A 26,175-nucleotide genomic window follows, 5' to 3' on the forward strand; every position below is an offset into this window, starting at 1 on the left:
CATGGTCAGCCCGTGCGAGACCTCTTAAGCAAAGAAACGCACGCGGACAACAATAATGACGATCTATACGAGTTGCGGCAGAGGAGGGCCACGGAATCTGTCATCTGGCTGCAGATCGAAAAGGGCTACGCGGATGACCAGGGATTGTTCTAAGAAATTTCGGCCTGAGGCGATTGTCGGCACCCCCCTCGCGCTTGATAGCCGGAAACAATTTTGAGAAAGAATTGGCTGCAACACCGAACCATATGCATCATGCCCTCCCGACCCTACCAATCGAAAAGAATCGATGAACTCGAACGCATTTTCAAAGAGATGCGATCCGATGGACCTTCGCTCGAGCTGTTGTGGCGAGAACTAGAGCACCGGTCGACCCATCGAGCCGGGCAACTCCAGAGAAATGTTGCAGCAGCCCGTAAAGTGGCCGAACGAGCAAAGTCCAGTCAGACGCCTGATTGGCGCGACGACATGCAAACGCAATTGGAGCTCACCGGAACTGATCTAGCATCTTCGCAGTGTGAAACGAGGAATCCGGGGTCACTTCCCAATCGCATGTGTGATACCAACGTTTCCGCGGTGGACGTCGTCCGTCAGGCGGAAATGAACGACAGGTTTGGGATGCTTGATCGCGGCGAATTGGACAGGCTTGGAAATATCTACGAGCAGCTCCGACTAAAGCTCCTGGATTTGACCAAGAAAAATCGGATGCTGAATTACACGATCAGCGCCCGTTCAAAACGCCAGCTGCAAATCGTCGATGAGGTTCTTGAGGAAGCATACTCGAAACTCGTCGACGACGATGGTTCGTTCAGGATTGCCCATCTCGATGAGCCGGAGGGCCTTCCGCCAGAAGAAAAGACCGAAGAATTTGTTGACGCGTTGGAACACGCAAAGGTGTCCGACATCGACTACCTGACCGCGCTGGATAATTTGGTCGCTAGCGCAACCGACGACGAAATGACTGTCGAGCGACTCGATAGAACCCTTCGCGATCGCGTGCGTGCCCAACTTGGACTCCCCCCTCGACCAAAGCGCGCGGACGTCAATCGCAACGAACATGCGCGTTCGCTCGGCATAGACCCCAATCCCGAGCTTCAACCGGCGGGCACGAAGAAAACGCACTCCGACCGCTTTCTCCAGACGTTGAAATATCCTGACGAGCTCGAGGCCCTAATGGAGAAAATCTCCGCTGAGGCCCGGCTCGCCGAACAGGAAGCGGGCCTGTCCACGCTCTTTTTGGCTTTCGGTTTCCTGGAATGGTATGACAGTGATGCCTCCGACAAGCCGATCTACGCGCCCCTCCTCCTTCTCCCTGTCAAGATCGAACGGCAGAAGGTGCGAGGAAAGCACGTCTACGAGGTGGCGGCCCGTGAAGGCGCGGCCGAAACCAACATCAGCCTTCAGAAATTCCTGGAGACAAAATTTGGCAGAGACCTTCCGGATTTCGGCGACGCCGATGATGGGGGATCCGTCGAGAGCTATCTGGCCAAGGTCGAGGCAAGCATCGAAGGATTGAAAAGATGGCGGATTCGGCGTTGGCTAGTGCTCGGCCATTTCGCCTTCAGCCGCATAGCAATCTACGAGGACACCAAGCCGGAGAAGTGGCAGAACCACCCTGCCGCACATCCACTTGTCGGGTCGCTCCTAAGCGGCTTCGAGCAGGGCGCCGATGGTGACGGGCCCTCGTTCCATTCTCCCGAAGATTACCTTATCGACGATCCAGAGATCGAGAAGTCCGCCCCGATCCTGATCCAAGACGCCGACGCCTCGCAACACAGCGCTCTCGTGGACGTGATGCGGCAAAAGAATTTGGTGATCCAAGGACCCCCGGGGACTGGGAAGTCCCAGACCATCACGAACATCATCGCAAATGCCCTGGCTGCTGGGAAGACAGTACTTTTCCTGGCTGAGAAACAGGCAGCCCTCGACGTTGTCAAACGGCGGCTCGACAAGTCCGGAGTTGGCGAGTTCTGCCTGGAGCTGCACTCCGACAGATCGTCTCCCAAAGCTGTGGTCCAAAGCCTCGCCCGCCGATACGAAATCGGCGTCGGGCGGTCCGCTAGGGCAGCTACGGCACAGGAGGACACGACGTGGACCTTCGCACGGGCCCAAATCTCTGAATATCTGAACGATCTGCACTCCGAAGCCGAAGATGGAGCGACTCCGTTCGAACTGATTTGGAAGTCGATCCGAGGACGTTCGGTAAACGCCGATCTTGGAGACTTTTTCAACGACGTCCATATGCCGGACGATCTGCTAGGCGACCCACGCAACCTGCGGGACGTCAGAGGTAAATTAGAGATCTTCGCGGCGAGCGCGCAGGCGTTCCATGATTCCTTTGGACACCCGTCGGCGTCACCATGGAGTGCGACCCCTCCGGGGCACCTGCCGGCGTACGAGCGCGATCAGTTTCTTGCGGCGATCCAAAGCCTTCGAGATGCAGCGGCGGAATTGGCGAAATTCATGGCTCGCCACGAGGGTCTCGGCTTTCTTTCCGACGAAGATGGAGATGCGGTGTCGGCCGCCGACAAGATCATACCGGAGCCATCGAACCCTTCGAAGATAGCCACCATCGCCGCCATCGATCTCGATGGCCTGCAGCATGGGCTGTCCCTCCAATCCTCGCACCTTTCGGCAGTTCAAGCAGTCGACGACTTGCCGTCAGCGGGAGATCTCGACGCGCCGACTCTTGATCGGGCCCGGGCGATCGTGTCAGCGCTGCCGGCTCAAGGCCTTGCCGAGCTTAGCCCTGTCGGCCTGCGGGCACATGCCTACCGCACGATCCACCGGAACAAGGGGTTCCTCGACGCGCTTGAATCGATGGGCCAAGCAATGGAATTGCTAGGCTTGGGAGGCTCCGCCCCCGTTCACGCTCTCGACGCTGTTGCCGCTGCTCTCGAGGTCACCGAGAGCGCTCACCCTGAGCATCTGCAATGGGTCGGCGCTGTCCAAATTGATACCTCTCTTTTCGGCCAGCTATTTGATCAATGGAACGCACTTTCTCGCGAAGAGCTGGAACTTCGCCAAGCGGTGAGAGGATTCAACGAACCCAAATGGCCGGACGCGCGGGAGCTTGACGAGGCCGGCGCTGCATTGCGAAAAACCGGGATCGGCAGGCTCTTCAGCGCGATACGCGGAGACGTCAAAGCCGCGAGCGCAATGTTGGAGCGGCTCCGGCTTCCGGCAGAACCAAACTCCGTCGACATGCTTGCCCGAATCTCCAAACATGTCCGGTCGGTCGAGGCGTTCGCGCCCCATGGCGACGCGGGAGCCGCGATTGGCAAAGCCTGGGCTGGGATGGCAACGCCGTTCGTGGCTATCGATCAAGGGATCAAGCTGCGCGAAGCCGTGGAGCATAAGCTCATTGGGCTTTCCGACGGAAACAGCGTTGCCAAAGCCATAGTCGGATTGACCGCAGGTTCTATCTCCGCATTCGCAAAGCTTTCGCGAACGGCAGATCCGTATAGAGCCGGACGCGCACGGTTCGATGAATTGATTGACGGGCGCCCGATCGGGGACGCTGCGGAACAGTGCACGAAGGATCTGGAGGCTTTCGAACGCATTCTCGGACTGGACCCGGATGACCGGCTCTCGTCTTCCACGCTTTCGCTCTCGACCCTTGCCGAGATCGATGCCGCCAGGACACGCTCGTCGCAAGCGCTGATCGCGGTCGACAGATCTCCATTCGCCGTCGCGGTGCGCTCGCTGGCGCCTGACAACGACGGGGTCGCGCAAACTAAAGACGCCATTGGATATGTGCGGTCGGTCAAGTCGGCGCGACTGCCCGGGCCGATCCTTGAAGGACTTCTCTCGGCTGATGCCCGGGCATGGCGCGACAGACTTCGCGAGGTGGCGGAGTCATATGACCGCGTTACAGGCCAGCTCAGCCACTCGGCGAAGCGTCTTGATGAATTCGGGGTTCGTGGCATGGAGGCCTTCGATCTGCGGTCCATGATCCCGCATCTTGAAAGCCTCCTGGACCATAGAGAAGAACTTTCAGAATTTATCTCCCTCCGCAGTTCCCGAGCCGAACTCGAGGGAGCAGGCCTCGTCGAATTCCTTTTCAAGACAGATGGGCTGCTGGTCCCTCCTTCGCGACTTCCGGCGGTATTTGACGCGGTCGTTTCCCGACTTCGTGCGAAGGCTGCCCGGCGTCTCTCTTCGTCATTGGCTAACCGGACTGGCAACGAACTCGATGCGAAACGAAAGACGTTTGCCGAGCGTGACAGGCAGAAGATCCTTGGTGACCGCGAGACTGTCCGGGCGCGTTTGCTGACAAGACAGCCGCCGAACGGCCTCCGCAACGGATCGGTGAAGACATGGACGCAAATGAGCCTTCTGGCGAACGAGTTTCCGAAGCAAAAGCGCTTCACACCAGTTCGCGGTCTAATGGGAAGGGCTGGCGAAGCTGTCAGGGCTCTGAAGCCCTGTTTCATGATGTCGCCCCTCTCGCTTTCAAAGTTTCTCCCGCAAGGCAGATTTGAATTTGACCTGCTCGTCATTGACGAGGCGTCCCAAATGAAGCCGGAGGATGCGTTGGGCGCCATGTTGCGTGCGCGGCAGATCGTAGTGGTCGGCGACCCGAAACAGCTTCCGCCGACGAGCTTTTTTGAACGTTCGAGCGACAATCCGGCCACTGATGACGAAGATGCGGACGAGATCGATGACGAGTCGATCCTTGAACGATGCCAGAAGGTATTCGGTGAGGTCAGGCGCCTGAAATGGCATTATCGCAGCCGTTGTGAGAGCCTAATCCGGTTCTCAAACGACAACTTTTACGAGGGCAGCCTCGTCACGTTCCCTGCCGCAAAACCTGGCTCTTTCTCTATCGACCTGCTTCGCGTCAATGGGGAATACAAGGCTAGGCGGAATGTCGCCGAAGCCGAGCGCGTCGCTGAAGAGGCGATAGAGTTCATGCGGCACTTCTCGAACAGCGATGAGGATTCGCTTCCCACGTTGGGTATTGTCGCGCTCAACACGGACCAGAGAGACCTCATTGAGGAAACCCTGCGACGGATGTCGGGCGATGACGAACTCGTCGAGACGTATAGGGAGAAAGCTGGGAAGAAGGGCGAACCTTTGTTCGTGAAGAACTTGGAGAACGTTCAGGGCGACGAACGCGACTTCATCTTCATATCGATGACCTACGGCAAGGAAGCTGGCGCGACTGTCATGCGGCAGCGCTTCGGCCCGATTAACAGCAAGCAGGGTCATCGTCGTCTCAACGTACTATTTTCGCGGGCTCGAATCCGCATTGGTCTTTTCGCTTCGTTTGGCTCCGAAGACGTCAGACCGACGGAGACCAGCAAAGACGGCGTCCATGTTTTGAAACGATATCTCGAATATACTGAAACCGAGGGACGTGCTGCGGTCCAGTTGATTGGCGGCGAGGCCGACAGTGAATTTGAGACTGAGGTGGCCAACCGACTTCGCGCTCGTGGCCATACTGTGGACATGCAGGTAGGAGTTTCCGGATTCAAGATTGACTTGGGAATACGGCATCCGGATCACCCAGAAATGTTCCTCGCAGGCATTGAATGCGACGGAGCTCAGTATCACTCGAGCAAGAGTGCGCGCGACCGCGACAGGTTGCGCGAAGAGGTTCTGAGGGGCCTGGGCTGGAACATCCTTCGGGTCTGGTCGACCGATTGGTTTGACAGCCCGGACGCTCAGACGGAAAAGCTCCTCAAGCGGCTTGAGGAGTTGCGGACTAAGCCAATGTCGGCGTTTCAGGACTATCGACTTGGCCCCACATATTTGCCAGCGATCGAGGTCACAATCGCGGAGCTGTCAGAAACAGAAACCGACGATGACACTGATGGCCAAGCCCTATTTGACTCCATAGCGGAGCACGCGATTTCGGACGTGCAGGCCGAAACAGACGATCGCGCCGACCCGTTAGAGGGGAGCGGTAGTTTGACTGCTGACCAGGCGTACGAAGCCTTGGCGTCATTTAGGGAAAAGATCATCCGGCCGTCGGCCTCCAATTGGGAGCCGCATCGTTCCATCCTTCGCGAAGCCATGATCGAAACATTCGTCCACCAAAGGATTACCGATCCTGACGACTGGTTCACTCGCGTCCCGCACTACCAGAGGTCCGGTACCGACCCGATGGAAAAGAGACAGTACTTGGATCGCATCTGCAGCGTAATCGATCGCATCGGCGCGTCGGTCGGGCAGAAGCCCTCGGTGCAGTCCTCGCCATCCTTCCCGGCGATGTCACGCGATGTGAAGGTTGCGACTTCCAAGTCACCAGCCAATAAAACGGAAGGGGTTTATAGCGTCACCGATTTCGGTGTTGCTGGGCTGAGGCCGGATCATGACCGCTTTTACGAGGCAAGCTATCGCCCAATGCTTCGACAGCTGATTGCGCTTGTCATTCAGACCGAGGGTCCGCTGTACGGCGATATTCTCGCCATCCGGATCGCGAGAGCACATGGCATGGAGCGGACGGGTTCAATCATACAGAAGATGGTGACCGACGCCGTAGACCCGCGCTTTCCCCGATCTCGTGAGGAGGAACGGGACGTGTTCTGGCCAGAAGGATCCGTAACGGATCGCCCGGTGCCCTTCCGGGTTTCGGCTGATGGAAGCCGATCCCATGGCGACACGCCACTTGCCGAACTTGCCAGCTTGGCGTCGCCGTATCTGCGCGTCAGGCTCTCCGACGATCAGGTCATTGAAAAGCTAGCCGAGCAGTTCGGCTTGCAACGCATTCGGGCTGCTACTCGAGAGCGATTTGAATCGGCGATCGCGATCGCCAAAATGTCTACCTAGTGATTGGGCTTTGGCCCTGGAGCGTCACGCCGTGGATCATCGCGAAGCCGGAGGCTCGGTTGGCCGACGCCTCCTCCCTTGCGCCTCGCGGCCGTGTGCCCTGCAAGCGGCGACACGCAGGCCAAGCAAGGGAAACCGGATCTTGAAAGCGGCGGCGACGAACGCTACCTGCTGATTGCATTTGATAACCTTTCACTTTTTGAACGGAGGAATTACCAATGGCCAAGGTGCCGACTACGGAAGAGATTCAGATCTATATCCAGGAATACATCCGCAACAATCATTCGGCTGTCCGGCCCGGCGAGATCGTTACCGACATCACGAGCCTGCAGCTGCGTACCGCGAGGGAATTCGGCGCCCGCGCCGACGAATACATCAAGGCGGTGAAGGCGCTCGTCGAAGCAGAGGTTCTCGCGTGGGACGGTGGCAAGTTTCTTAAGCTGGGTGCGAAGGCCCATCGAGCGAAAGAGCCGACAGTGAAAGAAATCCAGGAATGGATTTTTGACCATATCCGCGAGAAAAATCCTGGCGTCCGTTCCGGCGAAATCGCAGCCAACGCAACGGAACTGCAAATCCAGCTCGGTTCGAAACACGGCGTCCGTGGGACAGAATACGGTGGCGCCATCAACGGCCTGATCCAAGAAGGCTATCTGACTTTCGACGGCGGCAAGTTCCTCAAACTGACTGATAACGGCTTCGAGCGCCTCTGACGTTCATGATTTCAGAATCTCCGGCCTCTGTCGTCTCCCTTCGGCTGCGGTGGTCACTGTGCCGGACCTCGGCGCAGCTCACCGAGAGGCCACGATCATTTTTTTGAGCGCAGCAACAGTTATGCTTAGATAACAAGACGTCGGTTTAGATAACCGCAGCGGGCTTGCAAGGGCGAGCGTCTGGTCTGCTCTTGGAACCTTAAAAGGGATCGGCATCGTATCGTCAGAGGGGACTGGTAGAGCACGCCTCTATCGGTTCAACCATAAGCATCCACTGGGGGCATCACTGGAAGCCCTCTTTGAGCAGGAGGGGCTTGGGTACTCCAACATTCTCACCGTAATCGCTGACGTGGTCTCCGCAGTTCGTCCGAACGTACTCGCGGCCTGGATTTACGGCAGCGTGGCGAGGGGCGAGGACCGCCCAGACAGCGATCTCGACATCGCTGTGGTTTCATCTTCCGAAAAGCTGGAAAGCGCGCTCCAAGAAATCCGGGAGGGGCTGCGCCCCCATGGTGAAGCGCTTGGCTTCAACCTTTCGGTGGTGGGACTCACTGTGGAGGATGTGGCAAGACTGTCGAGCAGGGGAGACCCGTGGTGGAAGGGGGTCGAAGCTGATGCCTTTGCCGTCGTCGGTCACGCCCGGACGAACTTGCAGCCATCCCCCGCCAGAAGGCGTCGGCATGACCAGAAAAGGCACGACGAAAGGGGTCGAAGAAGGCTTTAGCGAGGGCCGTTCCGGATCGCCCGCTCATATTTGAAGGCTGCGCGGCTGTAAGAGGCTTACTCAAGAACTGGAACAGCTAGAGCGCAGCTCGTTCGCAGACCAAGTCAATGATGGCCTTCGGGCGCTGCTCGAGCCGACAGGTCTCGGTGGCGCGCCTCGTCCCGCCATCGATCAAGCGCCGCGATGGCTCTCCACATTGTCCTTCCAATGCCCAGTGATCACCTCAGCGACGGGAACAGACCCTGTCGCCCGTCCCCGTTCTCGCCAGCGAATGCCTGGACCCTTGCCAGAGACTCGATGCCGGATGGCGGATCAGTGTTCTCAACGACGATGAATTGTCCGATGTCAGCTAGCGACGACAGGTGTTCGTAGAACCGCCGGCTGAGCGGCGTCGCGGCCAGTTGCTTTTCGTAGGAATCCAGTTCGCCGTACTTTTCGTAGAGCAACGGTCCTCGGTAGGTCAGCAACGGAGAATCCAGGAACACGAAGCCCGGATGCGGAAGGGATTTCTGGCGGCAGTAGATCAGCACAGCGACCTTGAGCGCGGAGTGATAGATAGCCCTCACGCCTTTGCCGTTCTGCCGTCTCTGATGGCCGTTGACCTGAATATCGTCAGTATCGTTATTCCAGACCACGCCGTCGACACGGGGGTACTCCCACTTCCGAAGCACGTCGGCGACCACCATTGACAGCTCGTGCCCGACGGTGGTGGCTATTCCCATTGTGATGCCTTCGGCGCGACCGCGCGAGGTCTTCAGCTTCTTCACGTCGTCCAGCTGGCGCTGCAGCGCGTCACGGGCGGCGACGGCTTCGTTCCTGAGACGCGCTTGATTGAACTTCGACTGAAGTTCCAGGTAGCCGCGTCGCAACGATGCTTCCTGCGGCACCGCCGCCTTTATCTGGGCGTCGATATCGTCAAGCGCTTCCTTCAGGCGGCGTTCCCGCCCGCGCAGCCGCTCGAGCTGCGCCGTCAGGGAGACGATCAACTCCCGAAGGTCCTTGATGTCGCGTTCGATCTTCGCGATCTCGACGACCGAGGCTTGATGCTGCCGCTCCAGTTCACCCTGTTCGTGAGGCCGGTGCTGGTGGCCGGGGTCGGCTCCGCAGACCGGGCACGGCTGGTCGTCGAAGCGAAGCAGGAAATAGCCTCCTTCCTCGATCGCCTTGAGCCGCCGGATGTCGGATATGAACGTTTTCTCCAGGTCGCCGTAACGCATCAGGGACGTGTCGATTTCGCTCGCTTCGTCCCGAACGTCGTCGATGTCGATCATCAGGTTCCTGCGGTCCACGCGCAGCCTGTCGAGTTCCGTCTGCGCTTCCGCGAAAGTGTCGCCTAGCGACGAAAGGACTTCGTACTCGCCATCGTCCGATCCTTCGCCGTCGGCCAAATCGATCGGAGAATTCTCGGGAAACCTGGCGATGCGGGCCTCGGCTTCCGCGATCATGGTTTCTAGAAGTTCGGCCTTGGCTGCCTTGGAGGTCTTCGCCTCGTTCGAATTCTGCACCCTGACGATCGAGGAGTCGTCCATACCCGTCATGATGAACCGGAACAGGTTCTTGTCGGCGCCGGGCATCGACCGCGAGTGCTGTCTCAACGGACTTTCGTCTCCGAGCATGCTCGTTTCGTCGACAAGCAGATACGGCATGAAACTACGGATGCTGAACGTGTCCTTCTTCCCTGCCTGGGTGACCGCGATCTTGGCGTCATGGACTCCAAGATGCCCGAGAAGCTTCTCGGAAAGCGAGGTGGACCCTTTGCGGGCCTTGCCGTGTCTTGTACCCAATGCTTCGGACGGCATCGACGCCGCAGAAACCTCGTCCGATGCTCCTTCGACCCATTCGATATCGCCGCCGCGCGTGGAACGCCGCAGGGTGACGGGCCGTCCCACCGGTTCTAGCACGAACGAAAGGAAGACGTGTTCGTATCCCGCTGACTGCTCGATGCCGGGAAAGGGATCTCCGCTTCCCAGCATGTAGTCGACGGCCTTAAGGATGAACGACTTTCCCGCGTTGGAGCTGCCATAAAACAGTGACACGGCGCGCGCGAAATCGACGGCCGCTACCTCCTTGCCCTTCCCTGTGAAGCTGAGGCGGGTCAGGCGCATGGCGGGAGCGGAAGTCACTGAGCTGATCCCGGCGCTTCACGCTGCTGGAATTCGACGACCCAACGCTCGATCTTCTGCCTTAGCCCAGCGAGAAAGCCGGAATCCTCTTGGTGACGGGAGCGCAGCCAACGCGCGCGGTCGACCAGTTCCCGGTTATACGGAGAGCTGAGCAGGTCGACGAAGCCGGGCGCGTCGTCGCCCGCGCGAAAACAAACCCCTCGCTTCGGGTCGGCCACGACCTCGATCAACCGAAGCCGGATCAGCATCTTGACGCTGTCGTCGATCCGGCGGCGTCGGACGTGATACTCCGTGAAACTCGACTTGTAGGTCGGATGCATGTCTTCAGGCCCGCCCGCCTGCGAAGAATGGACAACGAAATAGTCGAGCAGCCCGAGTTGTTCTCGATCAAGCTCCATCGGGCTGAATTCGTTCAAAACGACAACCGAACGCATCCCCGTTTCGAGGACGCCGTTAAAAAGGTCTTGGGACGGCGAAGCGCTCATTTCTTTTTCCACCAAGGCATCGATCGCTCATTTGCAAACACGTGGCAGGTACCCTGCCTGACGCGTGTCGTTACGCGACTATGCCTGTCGAACAGTCCCCCGATTCTAGCGCTGCCGGCCGCATCCATCACAGCCCTAACTCGAGACAGGCCCACGCCAGAGCGGTACGCTTCATGAACTGCCGAACGGAGATTGTCCTGGTACTCGCCCACCACCTCGTGCCCAACCTTGCCGCTGAAGAACCTTTCAAATTCCACGGCGTCGAAATAGCGTCGACGGTGCATCTGGAAATCCTCGCCGTGCTCATCGTGGGCAAGGATCGCCGCCGCATCCGCATAGACGCATCCGTCGTGCTCGGAATAGACCATCCTGAGCTGCTCGCCGTAATGCTCGGACCGCAGGTCGACCATGTCAGGAACCATGCCGAGCGGAGCGTCGCCGGGATCGTCGTCGAAAGCCTTTGCCGCCGCGTAGACCACGTTTGGCAGCGTCATGATCTTGCCGCTCTCCCAAGCCTCCACGCAGTTGAAGTCAAAAGACTCGATGAACGTCCGGATGCCGTCACCGAGAGGTATCTCCACGCCCTTGACGATCTTCCTGGAACACTGTGTGTCCCACCCCTCGACGAGAGCCAGTTTCATGCGGCTCTTCTGGTCGAAAAGCGCCCGCGCAGGTCCCGACAGATTTCCTGGCACCACGAACACATATCTGGACGGTAGGATGAACGCGTCCTCGGAGGCGTGATAAAACATCTTGCCGAGTTCGAGGAGGATGTAGTCCGGCCCAAGCGGCCGACGGTACTGCTTGCACTGGAAATTGTGCCACTCGCCCTCGTGCCGGCGGTTGGTCAGGAAACCCGCTACGTCGCGTCCCTTGTCGCCGGAGCCTGCGTAGATTTCATGGTCGGGATAGATCTGAGTCTCGAGCGAGACCAGATGGTGCACGAAGATCTCGAGCGTCTTGTCGGAGGCCGCCGAGAGGCGACGAAGGAATGCTTCGTCGAGCGGCATGTCAGCACTCCCCCCTTGCCCTTTAACGGATTCCCTTCCAGCAGGGTCGCATCAGGGCGGCTTCGCCGCAAGGCTCGGACTGCGACACTGCAAGATGATTCCCTGCGGCCGACCTATTTCAGCCTTCCCAGCGAGAACGGCAAGCGCTGCTGAGAAATCCCCGACCCAATCCTACAAAGAATTACCTAACTTATGCGTCAAAAATCATCTTTTGTGGAACTTATGGGTCAAATCTCACGATAATGCCGACGCGAGGCTATGTTTCCCGCGGAGTGCATCTGTCGCCGCTCTCATCCGAGCGTAAGCCGGAAGGAGAAACCGAATCCGTTTCCGGACGGGATCGCCCGCGCTCAGGTCGTCCGGCGATTTCAGTCCTAAGTACACGTCGACCTGACTGCCCGCGCTTGTTGAAGGATGGGCAAAGGCGCCGAGAACCTGGTCGCCGCGGATCAGCCCCTCCTTCGCGCACCAGTCCAGAGCGGCGAGAGGCGTCGGACCCAAGCCGATGTACAGGGTCCGGTCCGACATAAGCCGCAGCGAAGAAACGAAGTCTCGCTCGAACCCCTCACGAAACACCTCCGACCGAAGAACGTTGTCGAAGCTTCCGGCGAACATCTGGCCGTTCCTGAAGGCCGCGTGCGGAATGACCGAGGTCGCATGGAACAGGTCGGTCGCGTCTCCCCACAGCTGTTCTTCATCACGGATTCCCAGAATTCCGGCCAAGCCGAAATGCCTCATCATCTTCAGGAGATTCGGACGCATTGAGGCACCGCCAAACGCAGCCTGCTTTTTAGCTTCCAACCGAATCTGCTCGTCCGCTTGTCCGACTTTCAGACGGCTGCCAAACATTCGGTAGGCAAGCCTCAGTTGCTCTGGGCCGGGAGTAATGCCGACCACGGCGAGACTGGCATTCGGATTCACATGCTCGAACGGCGTGTAGAAGAGTTCATCGCCGCCTATTCTTGTAAGACTGGTTTCGGGTGACTGCGCGGCAGTCTCGCCTCGGCTCCTTAGAATATCTCGGAAACGGTCCAGGAAAATCGGCGGCTGGTTCGAAGCAGGCATGTGATTCCTCGGTGCAAGGTCGTGAAATATCGCTTGGATTGGTTGCGTAGGGTAGTGTCGGTGGCACCCTTCTGCCCGTGTTGGCGCGGCGACGGTACTCTTCCAGATCGCGAACCCGCTGCTTTAGCTCCATACCCATTCGCCCCTGCTCAGCCTACTGCTGACGCACTGTCTCGTTGTCGCGCGCTTTCTCGGCCACGGCGCGGGCCAACGCATCGGCGCCAGCCTGCTCCGCCTGCTGCCTCGCGCCGGAATCCTATGCGAAGCTTCCGGTCGCAGCGCTGCTCACTTGTGCGAGAAGGCCGGCAACGAGTTTGTTGCTTTCTATTGCGCTGTCGACCCTCGCGTCAGGGACCATGGTAGAAGGCTGGAGGCTAGAATGGCAAAAGAGATCGATCTGGACGATCTAATGGTCGGGCTGGAAGTCAAGCGCGGGATCGGCCGCGTGTCGCATGTGGGGCGCTTGATCGAAATCGTGAAAGGCCGACCGGACGCACACAGGGTCGCAGCGTCCCTAGAGGACTATGAGCGCTGGCTTCTCTGGGCACATGAATATGAACGAGAGCATGGCAAGGGCAGCCTGCTAGACAGGGAGCACCCCGTCTACGTCGCCGCTGCGAAGCAAGTGGAGAAGATCAAGGCTGCTATGGCCGAGCGCGGGAACGTTCCTCGTTCAATTGGATAGCGACTTCCTGAGACTGTGGTCTATCGAAAGAGCCTTCCTCGCCGAATTCATCTGCATCCCTATCATACACGGCATAGACAGACGTCTTCCCCCGTGAAAATTCGATCACGACCCAAGGCTTGTCTGCCTCAAGACCAAAACCCCCGGTTGTCTCGTCGTTCTCTCGACCGGAGTTATCATCAACGATCTTGTCATCTTCGCCGAGCGCCTCCGATGCCGCGGCCCTACTATCGAACGTCTGACTGAGGAAGGTACCTTTCCTCGATCTAACGACCCATATTTCGACGCTTCCCACCTTGAACGATCTGACGCGGTCTCCATTCGGCGGGAAATGTTCGTTCATGCATATGACTCCTTCGTCCTTGTCTCGCACCCTGCCTGATGCGGGATTCTCCAAGGAAAATAAACATCCGCCACCATCAGTGGCGATCGATCTCCTGGATGGTCTCGTGATGCAGCGATTGCCTGCTATCTACGATTACGAGGAGCATCGCGCGTGGGGCGTCCAGCACATGGTGCAAGGGCGCAACAGAACGGCATAGTCGATAGCCGCCGGATGACTTCTAGTCGCCACTTTGACAGCAAAATCGATATCGTTTGTCCTTCCTTCTCGCGGCATGCTGACCACGAAGACAAGGATTTCGATATCGCGATCGAAGAAGTTCGGATCCTATCGAATTTGACGAGTTTTCCTAACCAGATCTCAATCCTTCGACGTCAAAACGCCGATCCCGGCACCAATCCTGCCGGAACAGAGGAACCGAATTCCATGATGAAATTCATATCGATAGTTGGGCAGGACGGCCACAAAGCCAAGGTCTAAGCCATCGGTGTGATTTCACGCCGATGTCTTAGACATCGGCGTCGGTTCGTCCTTCCCCAGCTAGCCTGTTTATCTAGCCAGGAAGGATCTTCGTCGTGAGCAAACAGCTCGTCTCTAATCATTTTTCTCCTAAACGGACAGATGATCTGCCGCTGGCTGAGCAGGCGGCTCCCGCTGCCGTATCGCGACGTTTGCATGTGCTCAACGCGTTGGCCACCCCGGTGGACGCGCTGAACTGCTGTGGCCTGGCGAACGCCAGATTCGCCAAATCCGCCTGCCGGATCGCCAACGCACAGAACCGCATAGCGCTCTGATCTCAGCGGACCTCCGTCCACTCGATCAACGCTTCGGGAAGCCTATCGCATCTCCCGACGACCAGCTCGGCAGCCCGCCGAGAACAGGAGAGCTATGCCATGACCAAAGATATCAAGACGCCACGCTCCGAAATTAGTCCGACCGAAACCCGAGGCTTCTCACTCCCCGATCAGGAGGTTGGCGGCGAGACCGAGGGCGGGGGCTTATCCATACCAAGCCATCTCAGACTGCCAGAAGATCGGGTCGGATTTTCATTCCACCGTCGGACTCGCTGACCAGCCGCAACTTCAAAATGCGTTCGAGAGGCTCTTGCAGGGGAAGCATCGTGAATCCAAGGACAAACAGGAAACTCGTCTATGAAAGCGGTCTCGAACGCGACGCCGCATACATTCTTATGGCTCACCCCGATGTCGCCGACGTGCGCGATCAGCCGCCCGCAATCAACTACGTTGACCGCAACGGCAAAGGGCACAAGCACACCTTTGACTTCGAAGCGCGCATGACGTGCGGCGAGCGTCGAGAGGTAGCCGTCAAGCCGGAACACAGAGTCGGCCCCAGCGGAATCGAGGAAACGCTCACCCTCATTCGGGAGCAGTCGCCCCCCGGCTCAGCTGACCGGATTATCCTTCGGACTGGGCGACAGATCACGCGAATCCGCGCCGCAAATGCCCGGCTTATCCATCGGGCAGTACGCAGTCGGATTCCCGCCGACATCGCGGTCGTCAAAGCTTGCGTCCTGACCCTTCAGGGGGCCGCCACGATCGCGGAAGTCATCAACGTCACAGTACCGGGACCTGCCGGCCTTCTTGCGGTCCTCTGCCTGATTGCTGACGGCGTCATTGAAGCCGTCGGGACGGGCCACATCACTCGCGAAACCCAGATCCGCGTCAGGCGGAAGCAACAATCAGGAGAACAGCATGACCAATAGCAGCAAGAGAATTCAGACAGTCCCCTCCCCGGCGCCTCGGCTCCGATTTGGCTTGAGCGATCGCATCACGATCGGCGTGATCGATTACGCGCCGCACTCGAGCGATGACTTCTCTCAGATGTTGATCCGGATGGCGACAGGATTGCCGGAACAGTTCAGCCATGAGGAAATCCAGCGGCTCCGCGATTGCGGAGAGCTCAAGCTTTTCCGCAATCACAATTCGCCTACTCGGCTCGTCTCCAGCAGAGGCCAGCCGGAGGTCAAGCTCAATGATCTCGGGGAAGAACAGCGCGGCAAAGTGCTCTGGCGCAAGGATATCTGTGACCGTTTTCTGCGTATGGAGGCAGCTCGGGAGACAAGCCGCTCCGACGTTGCCATGCGGCCGGCCATCGCCACGATCAACGCGGAGATCGCCAAGACAGAAACGGAACGTCAAGCCAGAAGCGGACGGTGCGGAAGCAGTCTAGTGCTGCGCAGCCCGCCGAGCCCGACGATGCTGCGGAAGTGGCTTCGCAAGTACGAGGCCTGCAACTTCGATGCGCTGGTATTGCGCGACAACTATGGCCGGAGCGGCAACCGTCAGCCTCGCCTGGACGACGAGGTTCAGCAGCTCGTAAAAGATTTTGCGGCAACGTTCGCAGACGCGCGCAAGCCCAGCAAAGCCTTAGTTTACTCCAATCTCGTCAGGGAGATCAAAAAACAGAACGATGAACGCCTGAAGAATGGCGTTTCACCGCTGACGCTGCCAAGCCGCAGGGCGCTCGACCGGGAAATTGCCAAGCTCGACTCGTATTTTGTCTATGCGGGAAGGGAGTCTGAGGAGAAGGCCAAGAAGAAGTTCTACATCGTTCGAGGCGGTCTCGACGTCAGGTTGCCACTTGAACGTGTCGAGATGGACGAGTGGTGCGTATCGCTTCAGACGTTGCTGATGGACGCGGGCATTTGGAGCAAGCTTCCCAGGGACGTAAGGCGAGGCGCTGCGAAGGTCCGGGTGTGGGTATCCGTCGCGATCGATGCCGCAACGCGATGCATTCTGGCAATCCGCGTTATTCCCGACTCGCCCTCGGCCAATTCCGCAGTGGCTACCCTCCAGATGACTGTCTCGGACAAACGCGCCCTTGCCATGGCCGCAGGCTGCAAGACTCCTTGGGATATGGGCGGCACGCCCGACACCATTTCCACCGACACGGGCTCGTCGTGGTTCAGCTACGAATTCCGGGGCGCCGGGACTGACCTCGGCTCCGAGGTCATGTTTGCCCCGGTTGGCATGCCCCAGATGCGTGCCAGGATCGAGCGCGTGTTTTCGACCATGCACACTCAGGTGATCGCGCGGTTCGACGGCCGAACTTTCGAGAACAGCGTCGTCAAGGGCGAGTACGATTCCGAGGCCCGAGTCACGATCGACGTCGAAGAACTGACCAAGGTGCTCATCCGCTATGTCGTCGACGTCTATCACAACGAACCCCATGGCGGTCTCGGCGGGGAGACGCCTCGCAACGCATGGCTCCGGCTGGTTAGGGACTGGGGCGTGACGCCTGCCCCCGATCCCGACCAAATGCGTGACATCTTCGGGACGACCCTCGAAAGGCGGATCACGAGTGAAGGGATCGAATTCCTTGGCAATCAGTATCAGGATGATGAGCTGGCAAGCCGCCGCCGCCAGATCGGCCAAAAGCCTGTCCTGATCCGTGTCGACCAACTGGACCTCGGTCACATTTCCGTCCGTCTCCCAGAGGGCTGGCTGACTGTGGAGTGCCAACGGCAGGGAATGAACGGCGTATCCGTCAAGGACTGGCAGGAGACTACCGAGCGGCTGCGCAGGACTTATGCCGACCAGGCCGCGATTACCGAGGATGTCGTTCAGCAAGCACTCGGCGAAATCCAGGACTTTGCGGACAAGGCCATCGCAAGAGCCGAAATCGATCCGCCTACCTACACTCGCGAACAACTCGCGAAGCTGGAGCGCCGTCTGGAACTCGGCTCAAGGATCGAGCGCGGGCCCGAGGAGGACGGGGATTTCCTTGAGGTGGCCGAAGACACGCCTGAAGACCCACCAACTGCCATGCCGCCCTCGCCGTTCGATCGCAAGGGCTCGGCGGATCCCGAAAGCAACGCGCCGGACGAACAATCCGACGACGACATCTGGTCTATGGAGGATTGAAAATGGACATCAACAATATCGAGAATACTGAAGTGTCTGCCGCTGACGGCCGAGACGTGGTCATGGATCGAGTCCTTTCGGCATACTTTAAGACTCCGCGTGACCAACTGCTGGAGGCGGAAGTCGATTGGCTTCTCGACAGCTACCAGCGGGTGCACAGCCGTCGGGCGGAAGGAAAATCAAGGGTCGGTCGTCTGGCGGAGGGGCGAATCCTCTCTGTGCTGGGAGAAAGCGGAGCCGGGAAGACCAGATCGCTGCAGCGTTTGTTCGCAAGTCGCCGCGAATTGGCAGACCTGGAAAAGGGCGGCAGCTCGATCACTGTGATCGCGCCGTCTCCCTGCACGTTGAAACAGCTTGGCAATAGTTTCCTGGCAGCCCTCGGATATGAGCTCGAGCGCGATCTACGCGAGAATGTCGTGTGGGCGTTGGTGCGGCAGCGACTGCGAGACTGCCGAGTGCGCATCGTCCACATCGACGAGCTGCAACACGCGCTTAAAGACGGCAACGCATATGAGCTGCAAAAGGTTCGGGACACGTTGAAGAACATCGTCCAGCAAAAGGATTGGCCTGTATGGCTGATCCTGTCCGGCCTTCCGGTGGTTGCCAAGTTCTTCCAAGGCGACACCCAAATCAAGCGGCGAAGCCGTTTTGTCCGCTTTGAGCCGATCGAGTTTCCGCGCGATGCAAGAATGATCGACAAAATGATCCGGCAATTCGTCGTAGATCGAGCCGGTCTTGTCGTCGATCGGGAAAATGACGAACCGATCGCGCGGCTAATCCACGCTTCGCTTAACCAGCTCGGAACCGCGATCGAATTCACGCAGGATGCAATTGAGGAGGCTCTCCGGTCTGGAGATGGCGCCGTAAGGATCGGGCACTTCGCAAAAGCATATGCAGCGAGAACCGGCTGCGGGCCTGACGCCAATGTTTTCATTGCACGGGATTGGGACCGGATCGATCCCCGCAAGATTTTGGATGCTGACGATCAGGCGAATGCCGGCCTTGATCCGGAACAGCCTTCCAAGAAGCCACGCGACGTGAGGAACAAGTAATGGGTCAGTTACCTGCAAACATGACGGTCCCGCTCGGGGACGACGAGCTGCCTTCAAGCCTATGCTCGAGGATCGCCTACTTGAACCGCCGCTCTGGCCGAGACTTTTGCCTGGACATGGGTTTCACGTTCCAAGGTGTCGTTGACGGCGATCAGGCAACACTGAACAAGCTCGCCGAGCGCTCTCGCGTCGATCCCGATGCTTTGGCTCGGTCCGCCATTGTCCGTCAGGGTGACCGGACGTACACGTTCAAAGGGCATGCAATGCGGCGCTCGTCCCTTCTCCGCGGACGAATCCGCGCGTGCGCCGGCTGCCTGCGGGATGACCTTGGATCCCTCTCCTGTACGGAGGTAGCCAGGCCTTACCAGAGGGCGATCTGGGTTCTGGCCTCAGTTCGGACCTGCCCCGTGCACGAGGCTGCTTTGATCGAACTAGGCCATGACCTGGGCCCTCACACGATTCACGACTTCACAAGGTCCGTCGAACCGAGAATCCGCGAAATCGAAGCTTTGGCTCTCTCGGCTTCCGCGAGGTCGCTCTCGGAACTCGAAGGCTATCTTCTCGACCGTTTGGACGGTGGTGGGGACGGTGCTCCCTGGCTCCAAGGCTTGCGGTACGATGCGGCCGCGAAGGCGTGTGAAATCCTTGGCGCGGTCGCGGTTCATGGTCCGCAGGTCAAGATCTCGGCATTGAGCGAAGACGAGTTGTATGACGCCGGGGCACGCGGATTCGAGATCGCGCGGCACGGCGAGCCTGCCATTTGCGAGTTATTGAATTTGCTCCAGTCGAAGTGCAATCACAGGAGACTGCTGACCGGTCCCAAAACGGCATTCGGCCGCCTGTACGACTGGCTCGCCCACGAGTCCGACGACGATGCCTATGAGCCGCTTCGCGACATCATCATGCGCCACGCAATCGAGACTATGCCGCTCGGTCCCGGGGACGAGATTTTCGGCAGGCCCGTATCGAGCCGAAAAATGCATTCCGTACGAACCGCATCCATTGAGTTCGAGACTCATCCCAAGCGCCTGCGAAAGCTGCTCCTGCTTGGAGGCCTGATCGAAGATACGACACCGAGGCTCCACGATGACAAGGTGCTCTTCGGTGCCGAAGAAAGCCGCGCATTCATCCACAGGGTGCTTGACGCTTTGCCCATGACGGAGGCCGCGAAGTATCTCAACGTGCCTCGCCCCCACGACCGCGGCTTGCTGGAGCACGGGTTCATCCGCCCCGTGATCGAACTCGATCAAGGAGTTCTTACGCACTACAATTTTGCAAAGGCGGACCTGGACGATTTCCTTGAACGCCTCCTCGCCGGCGCAGACGAACCTGGCGAGGCGGACGCCGGGTTCTGCAATCTCCTCAGTGCCGGAAAGCAAGCATGCTGCGCTGTCATGGAGATCGTCAGGCTTAAGCTCGAAGGGAAACTGACGCGCACGAGAAAGTCGCCGACTTACGACGGTTTCCTTTCTCTCCTGGTTGATCCGGATGAGGTCCGCCTACTGGTGCGACGAGAGGAGCACGGCGGACTGTCCCTTCGCGAAACCGAAAAGAGCCTCGGCGTAAGATCTGACGTTCTTACCGCCCTCCTCGCGCAAAGCCACCTCCCATTCAGGGTTGGCATCAATCCCGTCAACCGTTGCCCGCAGAAACTGGTGATGCGAGCCGACCTCGATGAATTCATGAGAACCTATGTGTCGCTCATTCGGCTCGCAAGGGAACGGGGAGTTCATTTCAGCGGATTGAAGTCGGCTCTTGAAGAGGGCGGCGTCCCGCTCGCATTCGACCGCGAAACGATCGCCACGAGGTTCTATCGTCGAGACTCGCTGCCACCCGTTTGATCCAAAATGTCCATCGACAACAAGGCCCGGCACCTGCCGGGTTTTTTTGTACCCCAGCACAAGTGAGGCGCACTGTCGTGTCCACAGCGAGGCGTCCTGTTGTGTCTAACGCCTGAATTGTCGAGGCATTGCCGTATAAAATATTGATATATTTCAATTAGTTACAGGACGAAGTGAGGCGAACTTTGAGGGCCCCGACAATAAAGCGCAGCATTTCGGCCCGATCGTACGATCGGGCCGAAATGGCAAAGGGAACAAAAAGGGTACATCGTATAAGGAAGTCTTTATGTGACATCCTCTCAAACACCAAGGCCGACCCTCACGGGTCGGCCTTGAACACCGCGAATGAGCCGAAGCTGACGCGGGACGAAGAGACCTGACGACCTCTCCTGTAGCAAGGTTACCATATGGGGAGTCGGGACTTAGAGTCGAGGTAGCTGAGGCAACACAGGACGCAGAAAATGTCTACTTTTGGAACCTCAGCCTATCTTAAACTAATCTCTCTTAATCCGAAGCCGCAACGCACCGAATTGCGAAAAAGGCTCTCCCCCAGCGATGCCTCTTATGACTTTCATCGATCGCTACGCCTTCACGCCAATCGATTGCTCGCGAAGGGAGAGGGCATAGAGAGTGTGCTCGAATCCGTAGGTCGCATAGCAAAGCTGCCAGAGCGAACTTCCGCCCAATCGGGCCTCGCAACCCTCTTAAGGTGGCGTATTTCTCATCCCTCCAAACTTTTTGAAGTTAAGAGTCACATTTATACCAGCCCAAACAACGTTTTTAAACTCGGCTTCTCGGTAGATTTTGGGACAGTAATCGATGGCAGGCGATGTGCCGTTCACCTCTGGAATACAAAGAATCCTCCAATTTCAAAGAGATTGACGATCGGGGCCCTCTCTTTGATCAAGCAAAGCTATCCAGAGGTAGACAATCTTGTCGTGTTGTCACTGCTCGACTCTCAGCTTTTCTGGTCAGTTGAGGATGCTCGATACACGTCCATTGGACACAGCACCGCACTCCGGATCGAAGAAGTTATCTTAAGTGTCGAGGAAGAATTGCGCCTGCCCACAAAGGATCGGCGAACTCCGCCTGCTCCTCCATATCCGTTGGTATGATTGAATCGCCATAAGTACCCACCTTCTCCCCTGTTATTATCGAGAGGGCGCAGCGTTCGGGGACATTGAACAGCATCCTCGATCAGGCCGGTTTGAAGGAGTGATGGCATGCGTTACGCGGTCGTGATTGAAAAAGCAGGAGACAATTTTTCTGCTTATGTGCCGGACCTGCCCGGCTGTATCGCGACCGGCGCGACGGTGCCTGAAGTGGAAACCGAGATTCGCGACGCAATACGCTGTCATATCGAGGGCTTGCGAGCCGATGGGTTAGATGTGCCCGAAAGTGTCAGCCTGGCGGAATATGTAGAGGCATAGAAGGCGCCGCTGCGATCCTTCCAATCCAGATCAGCCTCGGACCTCAGCACCTATTCCGCCGGCAACACTCGCAGCGTCTGCTCATCGAACAACGGCTCGTCCTGGCCAATCCGGACAAACAGCAGCTTTTGCGCCGCACCCGCCGGTATCTCGAAATACTGGATGCCATCGGGCATCTCGCCCCAGTCGCCGCAGGGCGGTTCGGGGACCTCGTTGGGGTCGGCAAGTGCCTTCAGCTCTTTCGCGTAGGCGGCGTCGGGGCTGAATGTATAGCGTTTGACACCGGCGGGCACGGTTCCTTCCGTGTAGGGGGCGAGCACGCAGCGTGCGCCGACGGCGTTGTCGGTCTTTTCCAGGAACAGCCGCTGCAACGCGGCTTCGGCAGTTTCGCCGGGCTTGATGTCGAACACCTCAACCAGAGGATCGGCCGCGCCGCCATCGCTGTATTTGACGGCGAGCGCCTCGCCTGCGAACTCAAAGTGGATCTGGCGGAAACCGAAATCGCAGCGCTGCACCCAGGCGGCGAGCCCGACGGTTTTGTCGGTCAGCCTTTCCCAGGCGCATTTGTCGATGGGCGGGCGCGACGGCGCCGGTTCATCCGCTCGTGCCACGGCCGATATTGCCACGGACGCAAACAGGGCGCTGCCCCAGACGATCGATATCATGGCGCTATTCATCGCTGCATCCTGTCAAAGTGAAGACATCCCACGCCGAGCCACCGGGGTTGGCGTTGGCGAAGTCGACCCAATCGGTGAAAGCCACGCCGAAATCCGGCAGCAGCAGCCCTTTCGGCGCCGGCGTCGCTTCGCGCGAGTTCAACTGCTCGGCGCCGCCTCCGGTCAAGGCATAGACTTGGCCCTCCCATATCCTGCACAGGCCGCTGCCGTCCTGCAGCCCCGCTTCGCGGTCATCGTCGGTGCAGGGATGGCGGATGGTGCCGAGCGGCAACGAATTCCTGCCGTTGGTCCAGGTGATATCGGCCGGGAGGCGGATATCGGTCTTGGGCACGGCCAGCGAAAACACCTGCGCCGTCAGTGCCGCCGGCTCATTGGCGAGCGGCCGGAATTGCATGACCGCACCGGAGCGCTGCTCCCGATAGGTGGCATGGCTCAGCAAGCATTCCCCGGCGTTCGCCACCTGCATCGAACTGAGCAGACCCGCGAAGACGAAGGCCAGTTTACGGGTGATCATCAAATGTCCCTGGGAAAGCGTTGTGAAAGCCAAATGCTGGCCGCATACCGTCCCGCACAGTCGCATCATCCACGCAAAAGCATAAGCGAAATCCGGAACGGCTGCATTGTCGGCTCCTTGGACGAAAACTTATCTCTCGCAACCCAACAGCCTGTATGGTCGAGCGCACTGATCGAGGGGTGGTGATGCGACGTTTGGTGATTACGATGGCAATGTCCGCATTCGCGACTGGTGCTGCGCTGGCGGCGTCGCCCTATGTCGGGACTTGGTCCAGCGACCGACTGAACTGCCACGCGGCCGCCGACATCCAACGCCAGACCGTCTACTCCGTAGACCGAGCGGCCCTGTCGCTGCCCGAGTTCGGCTGCGAGCACGCGTCATTTCGCAAGTCGCCGACCGGCTGGGTGGTACATGCTAGCCGGTGCTACGGATCGTACCCGTCACTGGAGGAGCCCTTCACTCGTGTCATCCATATCGAGAGGCATGGCGCCACGATGCGGTTCACCTGGCCTGGCTTCGACAGCGGACTTCTTGTGCATTGCTGAGGCGTTCGCGTCAGACCAGCCCGACCAGGAAAGCGGCGCCGCCGAGAAAGCCAACCGAACAGACCCACAGCACCCACAATCCGAGCACCCTGCATTCGAGCACCGCCGAGGCGGGGTTGGCGGGGTCATAGTGCACGTCGACCTTGGTGCCCTCGACATAGCGCCGCGCCTGAGCCCCGACGAGGCCTGGCAACGAAGCCGTCACGCTGGCGCCGAAAGCGACGCGATCGGCGCTGTATCGCTGGCCGGCGACGCCATAGCTGTAGACGATGCGGGATTTGAAAACAGTGCGCCAGGGCCGATAGCTCCCGGTCCGCTCGCGGGTTTTGATCGCCTGCAGACCCGACGCGTCGATGCGGCCGACGGCGACCGGCCATTTTGCCGCCTGCTCGGCCATCGATTTCTGGACGAAGCTCATGCGCAGGACAAACAGGCCCATGAACAGCAACAGAGCCGCCGCACCGACATACTGCGGCTTCGGCAAATACGGGCCGATCGCCTCCAGGACACCGCCGACGGAAAACACCAGCACCAGGGCGCCGACCATCAGCCCGGCGGAAAGCTGCACCATGAATTTGAAGGCGCCGTCCGGCATGGTGCGCTCGATCACGGCCTTGGCCGGGTCGACAGGGTTATAGAAGACGGTCACGGCTGCGCCGCGGGGAAATCGCGCAAGGGTTTCGGCGACTTCGAAATTCCCCAGATTCTCCTGCACGCTGTAGTGCGAACTCTGAAATGTCTTCCTATCCACCTTGTACTCGAAGGTGATCGCCGGAAAATTGCGGATCTCGGTGGAATCGCTGCTGTCAGACCCGGAGCCGGAGCTTCGGACCTCGCGCGCTTCGACGCGCGAGGAGATGATCTTTCCCGGCGCCGGCAACCAGCGGCTGACCGCTTTGACCTCTCGCCATTTCAGGAAGGTGACGATCGACAGCCCGCCGGCGACCGCCCAGGCAAAGCCGACCAACAGAAATTTGAGCTCCAACTCATCTCCCCCCGGAGTTCAGGAGCCCGCACATAGACATCATGACGACGGCAATGTCTTGCTTATTCGCAAAATCTGAAACAGCCGAAGCCTCCACGGATGCTCATCATTGTCTCCCATTTTCTGGCCCAGACGGCGGAGACCCGGAGAGCGAGTACGCCAAGCCTGATGGCTAGCTTCAATCCGCGTCGGCCACCATTTGCCGGCCGCCGGCCCAGGCGCGCCATTGCCGTTCGTCGCCGTGAAAAACGTTGAGGTCGATGCGGCCGGTGACGCCATGCGACAAGCCGGAGCCAGAATATTGCCAGAACAGCCATTTGCGGCCGGGATAGACTTTTGAGGGGTGCTGCGCCACGGCGCGCAGCCAGAATGAATAATCGAGGAATTCGCCCCGGAGATTGTCGCGGTAGAAATCGGGCGCGGTGTAGATGATGGGCCGCTGGCCGTAGTGGCGTTCAAGCTTGTCCATGAACACCTGCATCTTCTCCAGCACCTTTTCGCGCGACGGGCGCCGCTTGCAGCTGGATTCGCCGTTCCATTCGACGTCAATCACCGGCGGCAAGGCGCCCTCGACCCTGGGCACGTTGCGGATGAACCAGTCGGCCTGCTCGCCGGCGGTGCGGCACCAGTAGAAGAAGTGATAGGCGCCGCGCTTCAGCCCTGCGGCGTCGGCGTTGCGCCAATTCCTGGTGAACATCGGATCGAGATGGTCGCCGCCGTCGGTCGCTTTAATATAGGCGAAATTGGCGCCCTGGGCGCGCAGCTTCTCCCAGTTGACGTTGCCTTGCCAGCGCGACACGTCGACGCCATGCACGGCAAGGTGTCGCGGCGAAGAGCGGCCGAAATTGATCGGCTTGGCATCGCGAAAGCCGTAGCGCGTGACAGGCCCGGCCAGCATCGGAGGTGCCGCCCGTGACAAGAGCTTCGGCGGCGATACAAGCGCCGCCGGCTCGACGACCGGCGGCTCGACGCTGTCCGGCAGGTCGGGCGCCGGAAACGCCACCGTCTCTTCCTCCGCCAGGCCATAGGGCCGGACATTCTCGTCCACCGGCGTGGCTTCCGCCACCCTCCGTTCGGCTGCCATTCTCCGTTCGGCCTTGGTCACTGGGGCGGACGCGATCGGCGCGCTTGGTCGCACCACCGAGTTGGTGATCTCGTTCGACGGCTTCTGGATGTCCAGCGCGTCCATGCCGGATGTCGATGAGCAGCCGGCAAGGCACAGCGTTGCGATCACGAAACTGATGGCGCCTGGTAACCGCATCTGGACCTGTACTCAAACACAACAGACCGAAGGCGACGGCCGACGGACAAACCAGGTCTAGTTATGA

At 59.1% G+C, this 26,175-nt stretch carries 21 protein-coding genes; 12 read left to right on the forward strand and 9 right to left on the reverse strand.

Annotated features, from left to right (window positions below):
- The first annotated feature begins 417 nt into the window (after window positions 1–417).
- Complete coding sequence (locus tag FJ979_RS20520) at window positions 418–6,774, forward strand: DUF3320 domain-containing protein (protein WP_181181801.1); 6,357 nt, start codon at window positions 418–420, stop codon at window positions 6,772–6,774.
- Between the two features lie 218 nt (window positions 6,775–6,992).
- Window positions 6,993–7,484 carry a hypothetical protein gene (locus FJ979_RS20525; RefSeq protein ID WP_140583269.1) on the forward strand — a complete coding sequence of 164 codons (492 nt, stop codon included), beginning with the start codon at window positions 6,993–6,995 and terminating at the stop codon, window positions 7,482–7,484.
- A 942-nt stretch (window positions 7,485–8,426) separates the two neighbouring features.
- Here the strand turns inward: FJ979_RS20525 and FJ979_RS20535 are convergent.
- The 4 genes from FJ979_RS20535 to FJ979_RS20550 all read right to left on the reverse strand — a co-directional run bounded on the left by FJ979_RS20535 (window position 8,427) and on the right by FJ979_RS20550 (window position 12,891).
- Window positions 8,427–10,331: a hypothetical protein gene (locus FJ979_RS20535; protein ID WP_181181803.1), complete on the reverse strand. Its 1,905-nt coding sequence runs from the start codon at window positions 10,329–10,331 to the stop codon at window positions 8,427–8,429.
- The gene (locus FJ979_RS20540; protein ID WP_140583274.1) at window positions 10,328–10,816 is read right to left on the reverse strand and encodes an ABC-three component system middle component 2; all 489 of its coding nucleotides are present in this window, start codon (window positions 10,814–10,816) and stop codon (window positions 10,328–10,330) included. Before FJ979_RS20540 ends, FJ979_RS20535 begins: the two co-directional genes overlap by 4 nt.
- Window positions 10,813–11,826: an ABC-three component system protein gene (locus tag FJ979_RS20545; RefSeq protein ID WP_140583276.1), complete on the reverse strand. Its 1,014-nt coding sequence runs from the start codon at window positions 11,824–11,826 to the stop codon at window positions 10,813–10,815. Before FJ979_RS20545 ends, FJ979_RS20540 begins: the two co-directional genes overlap by 4 nt.
- A gap of 234 nt (window positions 11,827–12,060) precedes the next feature.
- A complete protein-coding gene (locus tag FJ979_RS20550; protein ID WP_140583278.1) occupies window positions 12,061–12,891 on the reverse strand; it encodes a hypothetical protein in 831 nt (276 codons plus the stop codon).
- A gap of 379 nt (window positions 12,892–13,270) precedes the next feature.
- On the opposite strand from FJ979_RS20550, the gene FJ979_RS20555 reads away from it, so the two are divergent.
- Window positions 13,271–13,576 carry a hypothetical protein gene (locus FJ979_RS20555; protein ID WP_140583281.1) on the forward strand — a complete coding sequence of 102 codons (306 nt, stop codon included), beginning with the start codon at window positions 13,271–13,273 and terminating at the stop codon, window positions 13,574–13,576.
- Here FJ979_RS20555 and FJ979_RS20560 read toward each other — a convergent pair.
- Window positions 13,536–13,919 carry a hypothetical protein gene (locus FJ979_RS20560; RefSeq protein ID WP_140583285.1) on the reverse strand — a complete coding sequence of 128 codons (384 nt, stop codon included), beginning with the start codon at window positions 13,917–13,919 and terminating at the stop codon, window positions 13,536–13,538. The genes FJ979_RS20555 and FJ979_RS20560 overlap by 41 nt on opposite strands.
- Window positions 13,920–14,072: 153 nt before the next feature.
- On the opposite strand from FJ979_RS20560, the gene FJ979_RS20565 reads away from it, so the two are divergent.
- The 8 genes from FJ979_RS20565 to FJ979_RS20600 all read left to right on the forward strand — a co-directional run bounded on the left by FJ979_RS20565 (window position 14,073) and on the right by FJ979_RS20600 (window position 22,126).
- Window positions 14,073–14,399: a hypothetical protein gene (locus FJ979_RS20565; protein WP_140583288.1), complete on the forward strand. Its 327-nt coding sequence runs from the start codon at window positions 14,073–14,075 to the stop codon at window positions 14,397–14,399.
- A 95-nt stretch (window positions 14,400–14,494) separates the two neighbouring features.
- Window positions 14,495–14,713: a hypothetical protein gene (locus FJ979_RS20570; protein WP_140583290.1), complete on the forward strand. Its 219-nt coding sequence runs from the start codon at window positions 14,495–14,497 to the stop codon at window positions 14,711–14,713.
- A 326-nt stretch (window positions 14,714–15,039) separates the two neighbouring features.
- Entirely contained in the window at window positions 15,040–15,642 is a 603-nt protein-coding gene (locus FJ979_RS20575) for a hypothetical protein (RefSeq protein ID WP_140583293.1), read from the forward strand.
- Window positions 15,632–17,803: a Mu transposase C-terminal domain-containing protein gene (locus tag FJ979_RS20580; protein WP_140583296.1), complete on the forward strand. Its 2,172-nt coding sequence runs from the start codon at window positions 15,632–15,634 to the stop codon at window positions 17,801–17,803. Before FJ979_RS20575 ends, FJ979_RS20580 begins: the two co-directional genes overlap by 11 nt.
- A gap of 2 nt (window positions 17,804–17,805) precedes the next feature.
- The gene (locus FJ979_RS20585; protein ID WP_140583299.1) at window positions 17,806–18,855 is read left to right on the forward strand and encodes an ATP-binding protein; all 1,050 of its coding nucleotides are present in this window, start codon (window positions 17,806–17,808) and stop codon (window positions 18,853–18,855) included.
- A gap of 422 nt (window positions 18,856–19,277) precedes the next feature.
- A complete protein-coding gene (locus FJ979_RS20590; RefSeq protein WP_246679357.1) occupies window positions 19,278–20,696 on the forward strand; it encodes a helix-turn-helix domain-containing protein in 1,419 nt (472 codons plus the stop codon).
- Window positions 20,697–21,157: 461 nt separating this feature from the next.
- Entirely contained in the window at window positions 21,158–21,811 is a 654-nt protein-coding gene (locus tag FJ979_RS20595) for a hypothetical protein (protein WP_140583304.1), read from the forward strand.
- A gap of 108 nt (window positions 21,812–21,919) precedes the next feature.
- A complete protein-coding gene (locus FJ979_RS20600; RefSeq protein WP_140583307.1) occupies window positions 21,920–22,126 on the forward strand; it encodes a type II toxin-antitoxin system HicB family antitoxin in 207 nt (68 codons plus the stop codon).
- Between the two features lie 50 nt (window positions 22,127–22,176).
- On the opposite strand, the gene FJ979_RS20605 is transcribed toward FJ979_RS20600, so the two are convergent.
- Window positions 22,177–22,803 carry a hypothetical protein gene (locus tag FJ979_RS20605; RefSeq protein ID WP_140517669.1) on the reverse strand — a complete coding sequence of 209 codons (627 nt, stop codon included), beginning with the start codon at window positions 22,801–22,803 and terminating at the stop codon, window positions 22,177–22,179.
- Window positions 22,796–23,317: a hypothetical protein gene (locus FJ979_RS20610; RefSeq protein WP_140517670.1), complete on the reverse strand. Its 522-nt coding sequence runs from the start codon at window positions 23,315–23,317 to the stop codon at window positions 22,796–22,798. Before FJ979_RS20610 ends, FJ979_RS20605 begins: the two co-directional genes overlap by 8 nt.
- 206 nt (window positions 23,318–23,523) lie before the next feature.
- Here FJ979_RS20610 and FJ979_RS20615 point away from each other — a divergent pair, with 206 nt between their 5' ends.
- Window positions 23,524–23,862: a hypothetical protein gene (locus tag FJ979_RS20615; protein WP_224519152.1), complete on the forward strand. Its 339-nt coding sequence runs from the start codon at window positions 23,524–23,526 to the stop codon at window positions 23,860–23,862.
- Window positions 23,863–23,872: 10 nt separating this feature from the next.
- Here the strand turns inward: FJ979_RS20615 and FJ979_RS20620 are convergent, their stop codons facing one another.
- Both FJ979_RS20620 and FJ979_RS20625 read right to left on the reverse strand, forming a co-directional pair.
- Complete coding sequence (locus FJ979_RS20620; protein ID WP_224684431.1) at window positions 23,873–24,847, reverse strand: DUF3592 domain-containing protein; 975 nt, start codon at window positions 24,845–24,847, stop codon at window positions 23,873–23,875.
- A 178-nt stretch (window positions 24,848–25,025) separates the two neighbouring features.
- Window positions 25,026–26,108 (reverse strand): GH25 family lysozyme, encoded by a 1,083-nt coding sequence (locus tag FJ979_RS20625; RefSeq protein ID WP_140583310.1) that lies wholly within the window; start codon window positions 26,106–26,108, stop codon window positions 25,026–25,028.
- Between the last annotated feature and the right edge of the window lie 67 nt (window positions 26,109–26,175).

Origin of the sequence: Mesorhizobium sp. B1-1-6 (genome assembly GCF_006443035.1) — a bacterium.
In the GTDB taxonomy this organism is placed as follows: domain Bacteria; phylum Pseudomonadota; class Alphaproteobacteria; order Rhizobiales; family Rhizobiaceae; genus Mesorhizobium.